This is a genomic window from Amphritea sp. (genome assembly GCF_050300915.1).
GTDB lineage: Bacteria > Pseudomonadota > Gammaproteobacteria > Pseudomonadales > Balneatricaceae > Amphritea.
On record NZ_JBNKYN010000036.1, the window covers coordinates 1 to 17754 of the forward strand.

Genomic DNA, 17754 nt, shown 5'->3' on the forward strand with positions numbered 1-17754 from the left:
GGCCGAGCAGAATTTTACAGTTCCCCAGAATGAGATGGTTCTAGGCTCGGTGATAGCCACCCAGTCACCGTCACCTCAGGCCGAGCAGAACTTTACAGTTCCCCTGAATGAGATGACCCCGGGTTCAGTGATAGCTGGTCAGTCACCGTCTCCTCAGGCCGAGCAGAATTTCGTGCCTCCCCAGAATAAGATGATCCCGGGTGCAGCGATAGCTGATCAGTTGCAGCCGTCTCAGACAGATAGCAATGCTGCAGCGAGGCGGGATAAAAAGGTCTCTGATGCGGCCGCTGATGGTGTTGTGGCAATGGTTGCTGAGTCTGTCGGGGCTGAAACGCTGGCGGATGATTTCGCAGTGTATGCGCCTGGCTTTATTGCCGGTCAATCCGGTAATGCCGGCTCGACGGTCAGTCAGTCACCGGTCAATCCGAACCCGGCTACCATCCCGGCAGATGCGGGCCAGGTGGTGGCGAATAATGTAGAGAACGCCTCTGACGAAGTGATAGCCTGGCAAGGTAATCCTGTTTCGCCGCCTCTGAATCAGGTTACCGCCGAGGTTGTCGCTCCGGTAGCGCCGATAACCCAGCCCACACCGAAGATCATGAATCGGGATGGTGACTCCGAAAAATCGGGACGTGCGGATAAAGCGCGGAGTGCTGCAGGTGAAGGCATGCTTCAGCCTCCTCTGCAGGGGGTGAATAATCCACCGCCGGTGCGGTCGCAACATGATGCGCTACTTACCCAGGCTTTACCTCAGTCTCAGCTGGATGGGCAGCTGGGTGCCGACAGTATTCGTGAGGCGTTGAAAGGAGCTGTTGATCTGGATAAATCGTCCACGACTGTTGATTCAGCGTCACGCTCAGAAAGCCTGCTGACCAGTTTTGCTGACTCTCTGGCGGCTGCCAGAAGTGTTCGAGCTGAGAAGGAGGTGCCACAGCTAGTGATGCCTCATGGTTTGCGTCCAGGTGAGCCCGCCTGGGGTCAGGCCGTTAATGATCGGGTGATGATGATGGCGTCAAAAAATGGTCAGTTTGCCGAGATTCAGCTTGATCCGCCGGAACTGGGGTCGCTTCAGGTGCGGTTGCATCTGAAGAATGACCAGGTCAGTGTGGTCTTTAACACCCCTCATGGTAGTGTGCGGGAGGCTCTGGAGCAGAATATGCCAAGGCTGAGGGAGATGTTTGCGGATCAGGGGTTGAATCTGTCTGATTCAACGGTGGAAGATCATAGCCGTAGGCAGCAACGGGATGAGTCGGGGTCGGGCTCTTCATGGACGGGTTATCAGGACGATGTTGTGGATGATAACCGGGTCGAGGTTGTTCGTGGAGAGAGTCTCTCACTGGTGGATTATTACGCCTGATACATTTCTGATAAGAGAACTTGCCAGTAAAGTACGGTCGGTTGCTTCCGCCACTGAATCAGTATGTTATATTACGCTCTGGGTTATGATTTAATGCGTCTGCCGGTTTCTCCGGTGGGCTGACTTTGGGGCAAATGATGGCTGAAGAAACGACTGAAACTGGCGCAGTTGAAGGTGAAGGTGCTAAGAAGTCAGGAAAGTTAAAGCTCATCCTGATCATTGTTGCCGGGGTGGTTCTGGCCGCTCTGATTGGTGGGGGTGTCGCGATGTTTCTGATGGGCGGTTCTGACACCGAGGTTGCTACAGAGAGTGTGGTGCCCGCTAAGCCTGCTCAGGCTGTTTATACCAAGATTCGCACCCTTGAAGGAAGTCCTTACTTTACGGTTGTTGTCCCTAGTAGTGATGGCCGTACCCACTATATGCAGCTTTATGTTGAAGCGAAAAGTCGTGATGATGCGGTTGATGCGGCGCTGGTTAAGCATATGCCGAAGATTGTTTCCAACCTGAATCAGCTGTTTTCCCGTCAGTCGTTTGATACGTTGCGTACCCCTTCAGGAAAGGTGATGCTGCAGCAGGAGGCTCTGGCGGCTATTCAATCAGTTCTGCAGGAAAAAATTGGCAAGCCTGGGGTCGAAAAAGTGCTGTTTACCGGATTTATAATGCAGTGATGGATATGCTTATATGACAGTCAAAGACCTGCTTTCTCAGGATGAAATCGACGCGCTGCTGCATGGTGTTGACGATGGTGATATTGAGACTGAAGAGGGTGTTGTCGCCGAAGAGGGTGCAGTAAAGGCCTATGATCTTGCCAGCCATGAGCGGATTGTTCGTGGACGGATGCCTACCCTTGAGATGATTAACGAGCGTTTTGCCCGTCATACCCGTATCTCCCTGTTTAGCCTGTTGCGCAACAATGCGGATGTCTCCGTGGGTGGCGTGCAGATTATGAAATACTCCGACTATATTCATACACTCTATGTGCCTACCAGTATTAACCTGTTGCGGGTCTCTCCGCTGCGCGGTACGGCGTTGCTGGTGATGGACGCAAAACTGGTTTTTAGGCTGGTGGATAGTTTCTTCGGTGGTGATGGCCGGCATGCCAAAATAGAGGGGCGGGAGTTTACTCCAACAGAGATTCGCCTGATTAATAAGGTGATTGCGCAGTTTTTCGTTGACCTGGAAGGCTCCTGGGAGCCGGTAATGCCGCTGAAATTTGAAGTGCTTGGGCATGAAGTCAATCCGGCGATGGCAAATGTCATCAATCCCTCAGAAGTAGTTGTCGTGAGCCGTTTTGAGGTGGATATGGAAGGGGGCACGGGTGAGTTTCATGTGACGATGCCTTACTCTATGCTTGAACCCATCCGCGATATACTTATCTCTGGCTACAAGCCTGTTGAAGAGGCGCTGGATGAGCAGTGGCTAACCTCGCTGAAGCATGACATGTTGGGTGCGCCAGTTAATCTGGATCTCATTATTGCCGAACGTAAGATGAAGTTGCGGGATGTTATGCAGCTGGAGGCCGGGGATATTATTCCTATCGATATTTCTGATACGCTGCAGTTAAAAGCTGCCAGGGTGCCTATTTTTAATTGTAAGCTGGGTACATCCCGGGGGAATCTGGCGGTAAAAATTATCAGCCGGACTAAAAATGACTAAACCGTTGGACAGAGCAGATTACTCATGAGTAATGACGATATTGAAAATCAGGATCAGGACGATGGCCTGGATGACTGGGGTGCCGCGATGGCTGAGCAGGCTCAGTCAGAAGCTGCTCAGGGGCAGGCGATTGATCTGGATGAGCTGAGAGATGAGAGTTCAGTATTAAGCAATCCCAGCCTGGATGTCATTCTCGATATCCCGGTTAAGTTGTCGATGGAGGTTGGCCGGTCTGATATTTCGATCCGTAACCTGCTGCAGCTGAATCAGGGATCTGTTGTGGAGCTGGACAGGGTGGCGGGTGAACCGTTGGATGTGCTGGTTAACGGTACGCTGGTTGCGCATGGCGAAGTTGTGGTGGTGAATGATCGCTATGGTATCCGACTGACCGACGTGATTAGTCCGCAGGAACGTATAGATAAACTACGATGATCTGGCTGCGCCCCCACTCAGATGGAACCCCTCTTGTTGCCATCTCCCGGTGTCTCATGGCAGCGCTATTTACCGGCGTCAGTCGTGTAGCTATGGCTGCAGAGGCTGATACTAAAGGTGGGGTTGTTGTGCCCAGGACGGTAGTTGATCCGATCAATGCTGGCTCTGTTATGCAGTTGCTGGCGGGGTTGATTCTGGTTGTTGCACTGATTTTGCTGCTGGGTTGGCTGGTCAAACGTTATTCCGGTTTGCCAGGACAGAATAGGGCGCTACGGGTTGTTGCTTCGTTGCCTTTAACAACCCGGGAAAAGCTCGTGTTGGTGCAGGCGGGCGAGCGGCAGTTATTGCTGGGGGTCGCGCCGGGACGGGTGAGTTTGTTGTGCAGCTATGATGAGCCTTTAATTGAGCCGGGTGCTGCGATGGGGGAGTTTGCTTCCAGGCTGCAACAGGCGATAAGTCGGAAGGAGTCTGAGTGAAAAGAGTCTTCATTCTGTTCCTGACACTCATCCTGCTCCCGGCTGTGGCGCAGGCCGCTGATCCTGGAATTCCGGCGGTCACGCTGACGACCAATCCTGATGGCAGTGCTGATTATAGCGTTACGCTCCAGATTCTGGGGTTGATGACGCTGCTGACTTTCCTGCCAGCTATTCTGATGATGATGACCTCCTTCGCCCGGATCATTATTGTTTTTGCTATTCTGCGGCAGGCTCTTGGATTACAGCAGACTCCGTCAAATCAGATTCTGGTAGGTTTGTCACTGTTTCTGACCCTGTTTATTATGTCTCCGGTACTGGATAAAGTGAATGAACAGGCGGTGCAGCCCTATCTGAACGAAGAGATCACATCGATAGAAGCGCTCACGGCTGCCAGTAAGCCGTTTCGTGGCTTTATGCTGGCTCAGACCCGCGAAACCGATCTCAATCTGTTTATGAATATCTCCAGAACCCCAGCGGTTGAAACGCCTGAAGATATTCCGTTTACCGTGCTGGTGCCGTCATTTGTCACCAGTGAGCTGAAAACCGCATTCCAGATCGGCTTTATGCTGTTTATACCCTTTCTGGTTATCGACCTGGTGGTCGCCAGTGTACTGATGGCTATGGGGATGATGATGCTCTCGCCGGTAATCATCTCGCTACCCTTCAAGATAATGTTGTTTGTACTGGTGGATGGCTGGGCTATGGTTATAGGGACGTTGGCGGGTAGCTTTGTGGTGTAATGGTTGAGTGTAACGGTTCTTTTTAGCGGTACTTTTTAACCGTTCTTTGTGGCTTAGTGTGGAGGACAGGGTATGACGCCGGAAATGGTTCTGGATCTGTTTGGTGAGGCGCTGTTTCTGGTGGTTGTTCTGGTGGCCGTGATTGTGGTGCCTTCGCTGATGGTGGGGCTGTTGGTGTCCACTTTTCAGGCGGCAACCCAGATTAATGAGCAAACACTTAGCTTTTTACCACGTTTGCTGATTACTCTGCTGACTATTATGTGGGCGGGTCCCTGGCTTCTCGGGCAACTGATGGATGAGTTTAATAACATCTTTACCAATATTCCGCTGTTTCTGGGATAGGCCGTGCTGCAGCTGACCTCGCTTCAGTTAGAGCAGTGGGTTGCTCAGTTCCTGCTGCCTTTCTTTCGTATCGCCTCTTTCTTTATGGTAGTGCCGATGATCGGTACGCAACTGGTGCCTGCCCGTATCCGTCTTGGTCTGGCATTAGCAATGACCGTGGTGTTGTTGCCAGCTCTGCCGGAGATGCCGATATTACGTGGCATGTCACTGCAAACCTATATTCTGGTGGCGCAACAGATCATCATCGGCACCGCTATGGCGTTTGTTATTCAGGTCTTATTTCAGATCTTTGCGCTGGGTGGACAGCTGATATCTTCACAGATGGGACTTGGTTTTGCCTCTGTCAGTGACCCCGCAAACGGGGTGTCTGTTGTGGTGTTGTCGCAGATGTATCTGATGATGGTGATGCTGCTGTTTCTGGCTTTTAATGGTCATCTGGTGATGTTTGAGGCCCTGGCGCGCAGCTTTTTTGTGTTGCCTGTATCGCAGGGAGCAATGCCTGTTTCCGGCTATCTGGCGCTGGCTAAATCGGGTAGCTGGATGATCGCCAGTGCACTGTTGATGGCGTTACCAGCGGTAACCGCGCTGCTGGTGATTAACTTTGCGTTCGGCGTGATGGCAAAGGCAGCGCCTCAATTGAATATCTTCGCAATCGGTTTTCCCTTTACCATGATGGTTGGTTTGGTGATTGCGTGGGTCAGTCTGGATGGGTTTCTGGGGCAGTATCAGCGCTTTGCCGCAGTGGCGTTTAATTACCTTGATCAGGTTGTCGGTGTAGGAGTGCTATAGCGATGGCTGAAGACAGTGGCCAGGAAAAAACCGAACAGCCCACATCGAAGCGTCTGCGGGACGCTAAAGAGAAGGGCGATATTGCCCGTTCTAAGGAGTTGGCCACCACTATCCTGCTGCTGGCTGCAGCGGTTGCCGCGATGATGTTTGGTGCTCAGGTAGCTGACAAAATGGCTGGAATGATGAAGTTTAATTTCAGTCTGGACCGGGAAGCCGTTATGGATCCGGCGCTGATGTTTACCCATTTGGGGTATTCCCTGTATGAGGCTTTGCGCTCGTTGTTTGGCTTCTTTCTGGTGTTGCTGGTGGCTGCTGTTGTCGGGCCTATCGCACTGGGTGGCTGGAATGTCAGTATGAAAGCGATGGCACCTAAGCTGAGTCGTATCGATCCGTTGGCGGGCATCAAGCGGATGTTTTCGCTTAAAGCACTGCTTGAACTGTTTAAGGCGCTGGCTAAGTTTCTGGTAGTCGGATCGCTCTCCTTTCTGGTGCTGTACTCCTCCCGACAGGCGTTGTTTTCCCTTGGCACTCAGGATGTGTTTCCGGCAATGTCTCATGCAACGGAGCTGGTTATCTGGGCATTTCTGGTGATGAGTTCCACGATGATTCTGATCTCCCTGATCGATGTGCCGTTTCAGATCTATGACTACACGGAAAAGCTCAAAATGACCCTCCAGGAGGTCAAGGATGAGATGAAAAACAGTGAGGGTAAGCCTGAAGTTAAAGGGCGGATCCGGCAGCTGCAGCGGGAGATATCGCAGCGACGAATGATGTCAGCGGTGCCTGAAGCGGATGTTGTGATAACCAACCCGACCCATTATGCGGTGGCGTTGAAGTATGATCAGTCCGGGGGTGGAGCTCCCTATCTGGTGGCTAAAGGGGGGGATTTTGTTGCGCTGAAAATACGTGAGATTGCCGAGAAACATGATATCCCTATTCTGTCGGCACCGCCGCTGGCGCGCGCAATCTATCACTCAACGGAAGTGGATGAGGAGATCCCGGCAGGTCTGTTTAAAGCAGTTGCTGAAGTGCTGGCCTATGTGTTCCAGTTGCAGCGGCATAAACAGCGTCAGGGGCCCGCACCCAAGGCGGTCTCGGATGAGCTGGATATTCCTGATGAGCTGCGTCGGGATGAATGATTGCCTGGTATGCTGGACATGATTGTACAATAATCTGGCTGGAATCTTGCAAGTCTATCGCTCAGGTGAGTAAAGCGTCAAAAAATTGGTGTTTTTAGCCTCTCTTTAATGTTATTTTTCATTCTGAAAATAATTATATTTCAAGTGATGTTTTTTTGACGCTTTGTCGGGCGGCGAGATCTCAACTGGGGCGTAAGTGGATAGAGCAGAGATCTACAATAATGTTCGTGGAATAGGGAAAGGGAATCTGGGTATCCCTTTTCTGCTGCTGCTCGTGCTCGGTATGGTTACCCTGCCGATGCCCCCGTTTCTGCTCGACACCCTGTTTACCTTCAATATTGCCCTCTCTATTGTAGTGCTGCTGGTCTGTGTCTATGCGATGCGGCCATTAGACTTTGCGGTCTTTCCTACCATTCTTCTGATTACCACACTGATGCGACTGGCGCTCAATGTGGCTTCTACCCGCGTTGTGCTTCTGTATGGTCATGAGGGGGGGGATGCTGCCGGAAAGGTGATTGAAGCCTTTGGTGAAGTGGTGATCGGCGGCAACTATGTGGTCGGTCTGGTGGTGTTTATGATTCTGGTTATTATCAACTTTGTGGTGGTAACCAAAGGTGCGGGACGGATATCCGAAGTCAGTGCCCGTTTTACCCTGGATGCGATGCCGGGTAAGCAGATGGCTATCGATGCCGACCTGAATGCGGGACTGATCAGTCAGGATGATGCTAAAAAACGGCGTCAGGAAGTAACCCAGGAAGCGGATTTTTACGGGTCGATGGATGGTGCCAGTAAGTTTGTCCGGGGGGATGCGGTTGCTGGTATCCTGATTCTGGTGATCAATATTCTTGGCGGTCTGGGTATCGGCATGCTGCAGCATGGTCTGACATTTGAAATGGCAGCCCGTAACTACTCCCTGCTGACCATTGGTGATGGTCTGGTTGCCCAGATTCCTTCGCTGCTGCTGTCAACGGCTGCCGCAATTATGGTCACCCGGGTAAACTCTTCGCAGGATATGGGTAAGCAGGTGCTGGGGCAGCTGTTCGGCTCTCCTAAAGCGCTGGCAGTGGCTGCAGGAATACTGTTTATTATGGGGTCTATTCCTGGTATGCCGCATGTGGCGTTTTTATCGCTGGCCATTGTTGCAGGTGTTGGCGCATATTTTATTCAACAGCGCAATCTTGCACTGACGGTTCAGGCTGAAGCCGAGGCAGAAACTCAGGTTAAAGTGCCGGTGCCTGAGCAGGATATCAAAGATCTCGATTGGGATGATGTAATGCCCGTGGATATGATCGGTCTGGAGGTTGGCTATCGTCTGATCCCTATGGTGGATAAGTTGCAGGGTGGGCAGCTGCTGAGTCGGATTAAAGGGGTGCGAAAGAAGCTTTCGCAGGATCTGGGTTTTCTCGTTCCCTCTGTGCATATTCGGGATAATCTGGATCTGATGCCTGGGGCATATCGAATTACCCTGATGGGCGTTTCCGTGGGTGAGTCAGAAGTTTATCCTGACCGGGAGCTGGCTATTAATCCGGGGCAGGTGTTTGGCACTCTGAAAGGGATCGATGTGAAAGACCCCGCGTTCGGGCTGGATGCTGTGTGGATTGAACAGAGTCAGAAAGAGCAGGCGCAAACTCTGGGGTATACGGTGGTGGATGCAGGGACTGTTGTGGCAACCCACCTGAATCAGATTCTTCAGGCGCACTCTCATGAGTTGATGGGACATGATGAAGTGCAGAAATTGTTGGATCTGTTGGCAAAAACGTCCCCAAAACTGGTAGAAGAGTTAGTACCTGGCAAGCTTTCTGTGAGTACACTGCTAAAAGTGCTGCAAAACTTGTTAATGGAGCAGGTGCCGGTCAAAGATTTCCGCACTATCACCGAAGCACTCGCAGAGGCTGTTGCGCGGACTCAGGATCCACAGGGGTTGACTGCTGCGGTGCGCATATCTTTGTCGCGGATGATTGTGCAGAATATTGTGGGTAATGATGCGGATCTGCCGGTGATCACCCTTGATCCACAATTGGAGCAACTGCTGCTCGGATCGGTACAGCGGGGTGATGGCGGTGACGGGCTGGTGATAGAGCCAATGATGGCGGAGCGGTTGCAGAACTCTCTCGCCGAGGTTGCGCAGCAGCAGGAGATTGCCGGGCGGGCTTCGATTCTGCTGGTGGCGGCGCCGATCAGGCCGTTGTTAGCGAAGTTTGTGCGTTATGGTGAGCATTCGATCAGTGTGCTCTCATATCAGGAGATTCCTGAGAATAAACGGGTGACGATTATTGCAACAGTGGGTGGCCAGAGTCAGGCCGGTGGCTGACCAGGTAATGAATAGAGACGGTTATGAAAGTTAAGCGCTTTTTTGCTCCGGATATGCGGCAGGCCATGCAGCGGGTCAGGGATGAGATCGGCCCGGACGCAGTGATTGTCTCTAATCACCGTGTGGCAGGTGGCGTGGAAGTTGTGGCTGCCCATGAACATGAGTATGAAGCTGCGCAGCAAGCGTTTAAACGTAAACGTGCGGTTGAAAACAGCCGTCATGAAAGCCTGCAGAAGCAGCCGCTGAAAAGTAATCTGGCGGAGGAGCTGCGCAAAGCTCAGGTACGGATTGCAACGGCCCAGGAGGGGATGTCAGAGCCCCGGCAAAAAAATCGTCAACTGGATGGTGATGACGATGAACTGAGTGAAATTTTGGATGCACTGAAGCGGCGCCAGCGTGGGCGCGTGCATCAGCCACCTAACATTCAGGAAACCGCCACCCGGATAGAACAGCCCCGGCTTGATCCGGGTCGTCTGGAGCATGAATTCAGGCCGGCAGTTGATGAGATCAGCCTTGGTGCAGAGGATGAGCGCAAGATGATTGACTCGCTGCAGGAAGAGATCGAGTCATTAAAAAGCCTTCTGAGTCGTCCCCGGGAACCGGAAGATGATGGTTTGCTGGATTACTCGGCACCTGCGCCTAAGCGTGTGCCGCCGGCCCCAGTCCCCAAGCGGCAGGAGCGTCCGCGCCATGAGCAGGCTGATTCTGCTATTGTGAAAGTGGAACGTCGTCTGGAGCGTATCGGTCTGGGACCACAGATAAGTCGACAGTTGTCGGCGACGGTCGCCGATGATGATGAACTTGACGATGCCTGGCGTTCAGCGCTGACCCGCTTCAGTGACCGGATTCCGGTTATGGGGGAAGATTTTGTCGAACGGGGCGGCATGATCGCTTTTGTCGGGCCTACCGGGGTGGGTAAAACCACGACGATAGGTAAGCTGGCTGCTCGCTATGTGCTCAAGCATGGTAGTTCCAGTGTGGCGCTGGTAACCACTGACTCTTACCGAATAGCGGCTCATGAGCAGCTGTTAACGTTTGGTCGCATACTGGATGTACCGGTGCGGGTCGTGGATGAAAATAACTCGCTGGATGAGGTGCTGCTTTCGCTTCGCAGTAAACGTCTGGTGTTGATTGATACGGCGGGGATGAATGCCCATGAGCCGCATACTCAGGCGCAGCTGAATATGCTTGAAGATGTTTCTGTGCGGTTGAAAAAACTTCTGGTGCTATCCTGTTCGAGCCAGCGCCACGTGATTGAAAGCGCCTATGAAACCTATGCTCCATTGGGGTTGAGTGGCTGTGTCCTGAGTAAGCTGGATGAGTCTGGTAATCTGGGGGAGGCGCTGGATCTGATTATGGAAAACGGTTTATCGGTAAGTTATGTGACAGATGGTCAGCGGGTGCCGGACGATATTGATGTTGCCCAGAAGAAAGATCTGGTCAGTCGGGCTGTTATTACGGCGCAGAAAGCCACCCGTAGCCGTCGGGTGTTTAATGAGCACCAGCGGGAAAGGCTGGCCAGAGACGAGCATTGGGAGAGCTGATGTGTTAACAGATGCAGGAAACCGCAATGGGTAATCCGCGGCCGGTTAAGGTGATCGCAGTTACCGGTGGTAAAGGTGGCGTAGGTAAAACCAACGTCTCAGTTAACATGAGTCTTGCGCTTGGTGAAATGGGGCATCGGGTGGTGCTGATGGATGCCGATCTGGGGCTTGCGAATGTTGATGTATTGCTGGGGGTTAAGGCGAAACGCAACATTGCTGATGTATTATCCGGCGAGTGTGGCCTGAAAGATCTGTTGATTGATGTCGATACCAATGTGCGTATTGTCCCGGCAGCATCCGGGACGCAGTCGATGACCTCGCTTAGTGTTCATGAGCACTCTGAACTGATCCATGCTTTCAGTGAAATTGCCGATGATCTTGATATTCTGGTGATCGATACTGCTGCCGGTATCTCTGAGGCGGTGGTCAGTTTTGTTAAAGCAGCGCAGGATGTTGTGGTTGTGGTGTGTGATGAACCTACCTCGATCACTGATGCCTATGCTTTAATGAAACTGCTTAACCGGGATCACAAAATGACCCGTTTCCGCGTGTTGGCTAACATGGTTCGCTCAGAACAGGAAGGGCGGAATATGTATAACAAGCTGCTGACAGTCACGGACCGGTTTCTTGATGTAACCCTTCAATACCTGGGGGCAATCCCTTATGATGAGGCGGTGAGAAAGGGGGTGAAGCAGCAACGTGCTGTTTTAAAAGCCTTTCCTCAGAGTAAAGCTGCATTGGCATATAAGCAGCTAGCGACCAAGGTTGATGCGTGGCCGGTGTCATCGAGTCCTCGTGGACATCTAGAGTTTTTTGTTGAGCGTCTGGTTACCGGCGCCTGAACGAGTTAGCAGAGTAGCGAATCGTCTCTATGTATAATCAGCTTCAGTTTCAGTCAAGTCAGGAGATTATCGAACAGCATAGTACGCTGGTTAAGCGTATTGCTCATCACCTGTTGGCACGGCTGCCGAGTAATGTAGTGCTTGAAGATCTGATACAGGCGGGGATGGTCGGCTTGCTGGAGGCTGCCAGGAAATATGATGCGAGCAAAGGCGCCAGTTTTGAAACCTATGCGGGTATCCGTATTCGCGGTTCAATTATTGATGAGGTTCGCCGGGGCGACTGGACACCCCGTTCGGTACATCGGAATGGTCGTCGGGTATCCGAGGCAATTCAGATAATTGAGTCCCGTACCGGTAGAGATGCCCAAGATGGGGAGGTTGCTGCGGAACTTAATATCAGTGTGAGCGAATATCATGCATTATTAAAAGACTCAGCCGAAAGTCGCTTGTTTAGCTTTGATAAGCTGACGGGACCTCAGGATGAGGGGCCGGGAGAGGCGATTGCCAGTAATGAACCCGACCCTTCAGAAGCATATGAACAGAAAGATTTTATTAAGGCGATTGCCCGTGAAATACAGGGGCTGCCCGAACGAGAAAAGCTGGTGTTGTCACTGTATTACGATGAAGAGCTGAATCTTAAAGAGATTGGTAAGGTTCTTGGTGTCAGTGAGTCACGGGTGAGTCAGATACATAGTCAGGCGGCATTACGGTTACGTAGTCGTTTAAAAGAGTGGCGCTGAGCATTGGCTGGAAATAGCTGAAGCCATTGCTGATCGTCAGAAAGAGAGTTAGGAGGGATTGTCTTGAATAAAGACATGAAAATTCTGGTAGTAGATGATTTCTCAACAATGCGCCGGATTATTAAGAATCTGATGCGGGATCTGGGGTTTACCAATATTGTTGAAGCGGATGATGGTGCTACGGCGTTACCTATCTTGAAATCCGGCGGTATCGATTTTCTGGTAACCGACTGGAATATGCCGAAGATGACCGGTATCGATCTTTTGAAGCATGTACGTAACGACCCCGAGCTGCGTCATATTCCGATTCTGATGGTCACCGCTGAAGCAAAGCGGGAGCAGATTATTGCGGCGGCACAGGCGGGTGTGAATGGCTATATTATTAAGCCTTTTACGGCGGCCGTGCTGAAAGAAAAAATCGACAAGATTTTTGAACGCCTTCAGGGCTAGGAGGCGTTGATGTCCGATTTAGAGATTTACCAGGATCAGCATCGATTCGAGGCAGAACTGCACTTGCGTGCCGAGCAGTTGGTTGAACTCTTGAATCAGGGGCAAATGGCGCAAGCGATGGAACTGGTTCAGCAGCTTAACGAGATGCGCCATCAGGCACTGTATCATGAGGTCGGTACACTGACGCGCGCCGTTCATAATGCCATTGTTGGTTTTACCGATGATGTCACTTCAACTGAACTATTGCAGGACTCCAAACAGCATATAGCCTCAATCGCGGATGCAAGTGATCGCTTGTCTTACGTTATTGAGCTGACCGAAAGTAATGCCCATAAAACCATCGATGAGGTGGATGAGGCACTGCATCAGGTGAGTATTATTGAACAGGGTTTTTTACGTCGTAAGGAGCTGATCGATGATCTTTGCGCGTTAAAAGATAGTCACCCTCAGCTTGAAGCCCTGTATGAAAAAGCCTGCCGTTACGCGGATGATCACTCAGCATCGCTGGCTGATCTCAAGCAACGTCTGACCGGCATACTATTAGCCCAGGAGTATCAGGATATTACCGGGCAGTTGATCAAACGGGTTATCCAGCTGGTTGCTGATATAGAGGATAAACTGGTTGGTTTAATGGCAGTTGCCGCAAGGGTTAATAACCTGGGTGCGCTTTCAGCAGCACAGAATGATGAATCAGAGTCTGATGCTAATCAGGCGAAGCGCACAGCAGATGTGCAGGCAGAGGGCCCTCAAATGAAGGGCCGTAATCAGGGGGAGGTCGCATCCACGCAGGATGATGTTGATGATCTCCTTTCCAGCCTCGGCTTTTGAAGGGTAAAACGATGTCCTTGAATGTTGATCAGGAAATACTGGAAGATTTTTTAATTGAAGCTGGAGAGATTCTCGAACTGCTGTCCGAGCAGTTGGTCGATCTTGAACAGCATCCGGAAGATCGGGAGTTGCTGAATGCGATCTTCCGCGGTTTTCATACCGTCAAAGGGGGGGCTGGATTTCTACAGCTGGACCCGATGGTCGATTGTTGCCACAGTGCAGAGAATCTGTTTGACCAGCTGCGTAATGATGCCCTTCAGGTTTCACAGGAGCTGATGGATCTGGTGCTTCAGGCGCTGGATGCGATCAATTCCATGTTTGATTCGGTGAAGCAGGGAGAATATCCAGAGCCGGTTGATCCCCAGTTATTGGCAGGTCTGAATGCCATGGCGTCGGGCCAGTCTGCACCCGCTGCTGTGACCACAAGCAGCCCGGCTCCGGTGCAGGCAAAAGCTGTGGCAGGGCAGACTGACGCCTCTGTCAGTGCCGAGTTTGACATGCTGGTCGCAGACCTGGGCGTTGCCGAGGCAGTACCGCAGGCGAGTGCATCATCGGATGATCTGATTACCGAAGAGGAATTTGATGATCTGCTGGATCAGCTCCATGGTCCTCATGGTGCGCCGGGTCATGCCGCAGCGCCAGTGTCTGACCTGATTAGCGAGGATGAGTTTGATAGCTTGCTGGATGCACTGCATGGGCCTAATGGTGCTCCGGGGCTGGGACAGTCTGGCGATGCCAACAACAGTGCTGATGCGGAGTTTGATCAGTTGTTGGGTGGGCCGGTTGCGTCAGTTGACAAAGCGCCTGCCGCGAAAGCTTCGCCGACCCCTGCCAGTGACCTGATTACGGATGATGAGTTTGAAGATCTTCTGGATGAATTGCAGTCCAAAGGCGAAGGCGCCTTCTCTGCAATGGCTGCTGTAGCTCCGCCACCGCCAGAGCAGGCATCAGCTTCGAGCCAACCCGCAGCCGCTGCGACAGCGGCTAAAGCCCAAGCGAATAAACCCGCTGCAGAAAGCAATGTCCGGGTGGATACCCGTCTGCTGGACCAGATCATGAATATGGTTGGTGAGCTGGTGTTGGTGCGCAATCGGTTGGTCAGACTGGGTGCTGAGTTTGATGATGGCGACATGGCGAAAGCCCTTGGATCACTGGATATGGTGACCGCTGATCTGCAGATGTCGGTGATGAAAACCCGAATGCAACCGGTTAAAAAGGTGTTTGGGCGCTTCCCCCGTCTGGTGCGAGATCTGTCTCGGCAGCTGAACAAAGAGGTTAATCTTGAGCTGCGCGGTGAAGATACCGATCTGGATAAAAACCTGGTCGAAGCACTGGCTGATCCACTGATTCACCTGGTAAGAAATGCGATCGATCATGGCATAGAAGAGCCGGATGTGCGTGAGCGCAATGATAAACCCCGGGAGGGACACGTGTTGTTGTCCGCTGAGCAGGAAGGGGATCATATTCTCCTGATCATCGAAGATGATGGCGCGGGGATGGATCCTGATAAGCTCAGGGCTCTTGCTGTAAAGCGCGGGATGCTTGATGCAGAAGCGGCTTCCCGTCTGAGTGATCATGAGTGCTATAACCTGATTTTTGCTGCTGGTTTCTCTACCAAAGAGCAGATCTCCGATGTGTCTGGTCGGGGAGTGGGCATGGATGTGGTGAAAACAAAAATCTCTCAGCTCAATGGTAAGCTGGATGTGAGTTCTAACCTCGGTATGGGGTCAAGAATAGAGATTCAGGTGCCGCTGACGCTGGCGATTATGCCGACGCTGATGGTGCTGCTGGAAAGTCAGGCGTTTGCGTTGCCGTTGGTGAATGTGAATGAGATTTTCAACCTCGATCTGACCCAGATTAATATGGTTGATGGTCAGCAGGTGATTATTGTTCGTGATAAAGCGATGCCGCTGTTTCATCTGAAACGCTGGCTGATGAAGGGGTTCGAGAGAGATCCTCTGCCGCAAAATGGACATGTGGTTATTACCAATGTTGGCACCATGCAGGTGGCTTTTGTTGTTGATCAGCTGGTCGGTCAGGAGGAGGTCGTTATTAAGCCTCTGGGCTCGGTTTTACATGGTACACCGGGGCTGTCCGGGGCAACGATAACGGGTGATGGCAGGATCGCTCTGATCGTCGATATTCCGAGTCTGCTGAAGGCTTATGCCAGCTGAGCATAGGGGCCAGACGGCAGGCCTATACTGGATAACTGTATGACAGTTCGAGTTTTAGTGGTTGATGATTCGGTTTTTTTTCGCAACCGGATTAAGCAGATATTAGACAATCATCCTGACATTCAGGTTGTTGATACCGCCAAGAACGGCAAGGACGCGGTTGCCAAAGTGAAACTGCTGCACCCGGATGTGGTAACTATGGATGTAGAGATGCCGGAGATGGACGGTATCACTGCACTGAAACAGATCATGGCAGAGTGCCCATGTCAGGTGGTTATGCTTTCCTCGCTGACCCGGCGCAGTGCTGCGGTTACGCTGGAAGCGCTGTCACTGGGCGCTGCTGATTATATGGAGAAAGATGCCCGCCAATGGCTTGCCGGCTCAGGAGCATCTGATTCCGGTAATGTGGAAAAACAGCTGGCAGAAAAAATTCTGGCTCTGGGGGGGCGTAAACCCCGTCCCGCTATTTACAGCCGCAAAGAGCCGGTCGCAGAGCCGAGAGCTGTCTCACGGACGTCAACTTCACCGGCAACACGGCTCAAAGAGGCTGCGTCTCAGCCAGCAGAAGCCAAATCAGCCGCGCGAGCCGGACGGGTTGATACCCGGGTCAGGATTCCCGATTGTGGTATTGTCACCATTGGCTCATCTACTGGGGGGCCAGCGGCGTTACAGTTTATTCTGACACAGATACCGGCGGGTTTTCCGGTGCCAATACTGATTACGCAACATATGCCTAAGGCGTTTACCTCCGTGTTTGCCAAACGCCTTGATGACCTATGTGCTGTCAGGGTTAAGGAAGCTGAAGATGGTGATAAGCTGCTGGCCGGGCATGTTTATCTTGCCCCGGGTGGACAGCAGATGATTCTTGATCCGTCCAATGCGAGTAAGCTTATTATCCGTGAAAGCGATGAGCGGATGACCTATAAACCCAGTGTTGATCTTACCTTTGCTTCAGTCGCAAAGGGGTATGGTCGCCGGGCGGTTGCACTGGTGTTGACCGGCATGGGTGCGGATGGCTGCGATGGTGCACGGCTATTGAAAAATGTCGGTGCCACGGTCTGGGCGCAGGATAAGGAGAGCTGTACTATCTTTGGTATGCCTAAGGCTGTAATTGAAGCTGAACTGGCGGATGCGGTTCTTAATCTTGAAGGTATCCGTCAGTTATTTAGTCATTGGGGACATTGATGAATCTGGTAAGTATCAGCGGAATACTACTGGCAATCATAGCAATCGTTGGGGGTAACTACCTTGCCGGAGGCGCAGTAGATGAGCTGCTGAACATCCCTGCGTTGCTGATCGTGGTAGGAGGAACCTTCGCCGCTGTCTTTATTCAATCGTCTCAGTCAGAGCTTTCCCGGGCAATGAAACTTTCAGGTATGGTCTTTGGTAATAATGACTTTAACTACCGTGAAGGGATAAACAGTGTGGTCAGCTGGTGTGTGCTTGCGCGACGCAAAGGCCTGCTTGCACTGGAAGATGAGATCAGCTCTCAGAGCGATAGTTTTGTGCGTAACGGTTTGCAGATGCTGGTGGATGGCCGGCCGGCAGAGATCATTCGTTCAACCCTTGAAACTGAATTAATCAGCCGTGAAAACCGGGATCTTCAAGCCGCTAAAGTACTTGAAAGCATGGGCGGCTATGCGCCAACCATGGGGATTATCGGTGCTGTCTTGGGATTGATTCACGTTATGTCTAATCTGGCTGATCCGGCCAACCTGGGAGCGGGAATCGCGACTGCATTTGTTGCGACCATCTACGGTGTGGCCATTGCCAATCTGCTGTTTTTACCTCTGGCCAGTAAGATACGTTCGATGGTGCTGAGACGGTTTTATTTTCAGGAGATGATGCTGGAGGGTTTGCTGTCCATCGCTGAAGGGCAGAACCCCCGGATTATCCAGTTGCGGTTGCAGGGATATCTGGAGCAAGGGGCGTAA

The 17754-nt window shown here is 51.9% G+C and carries 18 protein-coding genes; all 18 read left to right on the forward strand.

The genetic code is table 11. The features are described 5' to 3' along the window. On the forward strand, window positions 1-1357 hold a 1357-nt coding region (locus tag ACQY8X_RS11080; protein ID WP_428035203.1), incomplete at its 5' end, for a flagellar hook-length control protein FliK. 137 nt (window positions 1358-1494) lie between these two features. After that, the gene (locus ACQY8X_RS11085) at window positions 1495-2025 is read left to right on the forward strand and encodes a flagellar basal body-associated FliL family protein (protein WP_428035204.1); all 531 of its coding nucleotides are present in this window, start codon (window positions 1495-1497) and stop codon (window positions 2023-2025) included. A 13-nt stretch (window positions 2026-2038) separates the two neighbouring features. Then, a complete protein-coding gene (gene fliM, locus ACQY8X_RS11090) occupies window positions 2039-3013 on the forward strand; it encodes a flagellar motor switch protein FliM (protein ID WP_428035205.1) in 975 nt (324 codons plus the stop codon). 24 nt (window positions 3014-3037) lie between these two features. Next, a complete protein-coding gene (fliN, locus tag ACQY8X_RS11095; protein WP_428035206.1) occupies window positions 3038-3445 on the forward strand; it encodes a flagellar motor switch protein FliN in 408 nt (135 codons plus the stop codon). Between the two features lie 56 nt (window positions 3446-3501). After that, window positions 3502-3921 (forward strand): flagellar biosynthetic protein FliO, encoded by a 420-nt coding sequence (gene fliO, locus ACQY8X_RS11100; protein WP_428035207.1) that lies wholly within the window; start codon window positions 3502-3504, stop codon window positions 3919-3921. Further along, window positions 3918-4661: a flagellar type III secretion system pore protein FliP gene (gene fliP / locus ACQY8X_RS11105; protein WP_428035208.1), complete on the forward strand. Its 744-nt coding sequence runs from the start codon at window positions 3918-3920 to the stop codon at window positions 4659-4661. Before fliO ends, fliP begins: the two co-directional genes overlap by 4 nt. A 72-nt stretch (window positions 4662-4733) precedes the next feature. Further along, window positions 4734-5003 carry a flagellar biosynthesis protein FliQ gene (gene fliQ, locus ACQY8X_RS11110; protein WP_428035209.1) on the forward strand — a complete coding sequence of 90 codons (270 nt, stop codon included), beginning with the start codon at window positions 4734-4736 and terminating at the stop codon, window positions 5001-5003. A 3-nt stretch (window positions 5004-5006) separates the two neighbouring features. Next, a complete protein-coding gene (gene fliR, locus ACQY8X_RS11115) occupies window positions 5007-5792 on the forward strand; it encodes a flagellar biosynthetic protein FliR (protein WP_428035210.1) in 786 nt (261 codons plus the stop codon). A gap of 2 nt (window positions 5793-5794) precedes the next feature. Continuing rightward, window positions 5795-6931, forward strand: coding sequence for a flagellar biosynthesis protein FlhB (gene flhB / locus ACQY8X_RS11120; protein WP_428035211.1), 1137 nt, complete (start codon window positions 5795-5797; stop codon window positions 6929-6931). A gap of 196 nt (window positions 6932-7127) precedes the next feature. Beyond that, window positions 7128-9242, forward strand: coding sequence for a flagellar biosynthesis protein FlhA (flhA, locus tag ACQY8X_RS11125; RefSeq protein ID WP_428035212.1), 2115 nt, complete (start codon window positions 7128-7130; stop codon window positions 9240-9242). A gap of 23 nt (window positions 9243-9265) precedes the next feature. Further along, window positions 9266-10786 carry a flagellar biosynthesis protein FlhF gene (flhF, locus tag ACQY8X_RS11130; protein ID WP_428035213.1) on the forward strand — a complete coding sequence of 507 codons (1521 nt, stop codon included), beginning with the start codon at window positions 9266-9268 and terminating at the stop codon, window positions 10784-10786. Between the two features lie 26 nt (window positions 10787-10812). Next, a complete protein-coding gene (locus ACQY8X_RS11135) occupies window positions 10813-11628 on the forward strand; it encodes a MinD/ParA family protein (RefSeq protein WP_428035214.1) in 816 nt (271 codons plus the stop codon). A 29-nt stretch (window positions 11629-11657) separates the two neighbouring features. Beyond that, a complete protein-coding gene (locus tag ACQY8X_RS11140) occupies window positions 11658-12368 on the forward strand; it encodes an RNA polymerase sigma factor FliA (protein ID WP_428035215.1) in 711 nt (236 codons plus the stop codon). A gap of 75 nt (window positions 12369-12443) precedes the next feature. Further along, window positions 12444-12818 carry a chemotaxis response regulator CheY gene (locus ACQY8X_RS11145; RefSeq protein WP_428035243.1) on the forward strand — a complete coding sequence of 125 codons (375 nt, stop codon included), beginning with the start codon at window positions 12444-12446 and terminating at the stop codon, window positions 12816-12818. A 9-nt stretch (window positions 12819-12827) separates the two neighbouring features. After that, the gene (locus ACQY8X_RS11150; RefSeq protein ID WP_428035216.1) at window positions 12828-13646 is read left to right on the forward strand and encodes a protein phosphatase CheZ; all 819 of its coding nucleotides are present in this window, start codon (window positions 12828-12830) and stop codon (window positions 13644-13646) included. Between the two features lie 11 nt (window positions 13647-13657). Next, window positions 13658-15820 (forward strand): chemotaxis protein CheW, encoded by a 2163-nt coding sequence (locus tag ACQY8X_RS11155; RefSeq protein WP_428035217.1) that lies wholly within the window; start codon window positions 13658-13660, stop codon window positions 15818-15820. A gap of 39 nt (window positions 15821-15859) precedes the next feature. After that, window positions 15860-17005: a protein-glutamate methylesterase/protein-glutamine glutaminase gene (locus tag ACQY8X_RS11160; protein WP_428035218.1), complete on the forward strand. Its 1146-nt coding sequence runs from the start codon at window positions 15860-15862 to the stop codon at window positions 17003-17005. Next, on the forward strand, window positions 17005-17754 hold the full coding sequence (locus tag ACQY8X_RS11165; RefSeq protein WP_428035219.1) for a flagellar motor protein: 750 nt from the start codon (window positions 17005-17007) through the stop codon (window positions 17752-17754). Before ACQY8X_RS11160 ends, ACQY8X_RS11165 begins: the two co-directional genes overlap by 1 nt.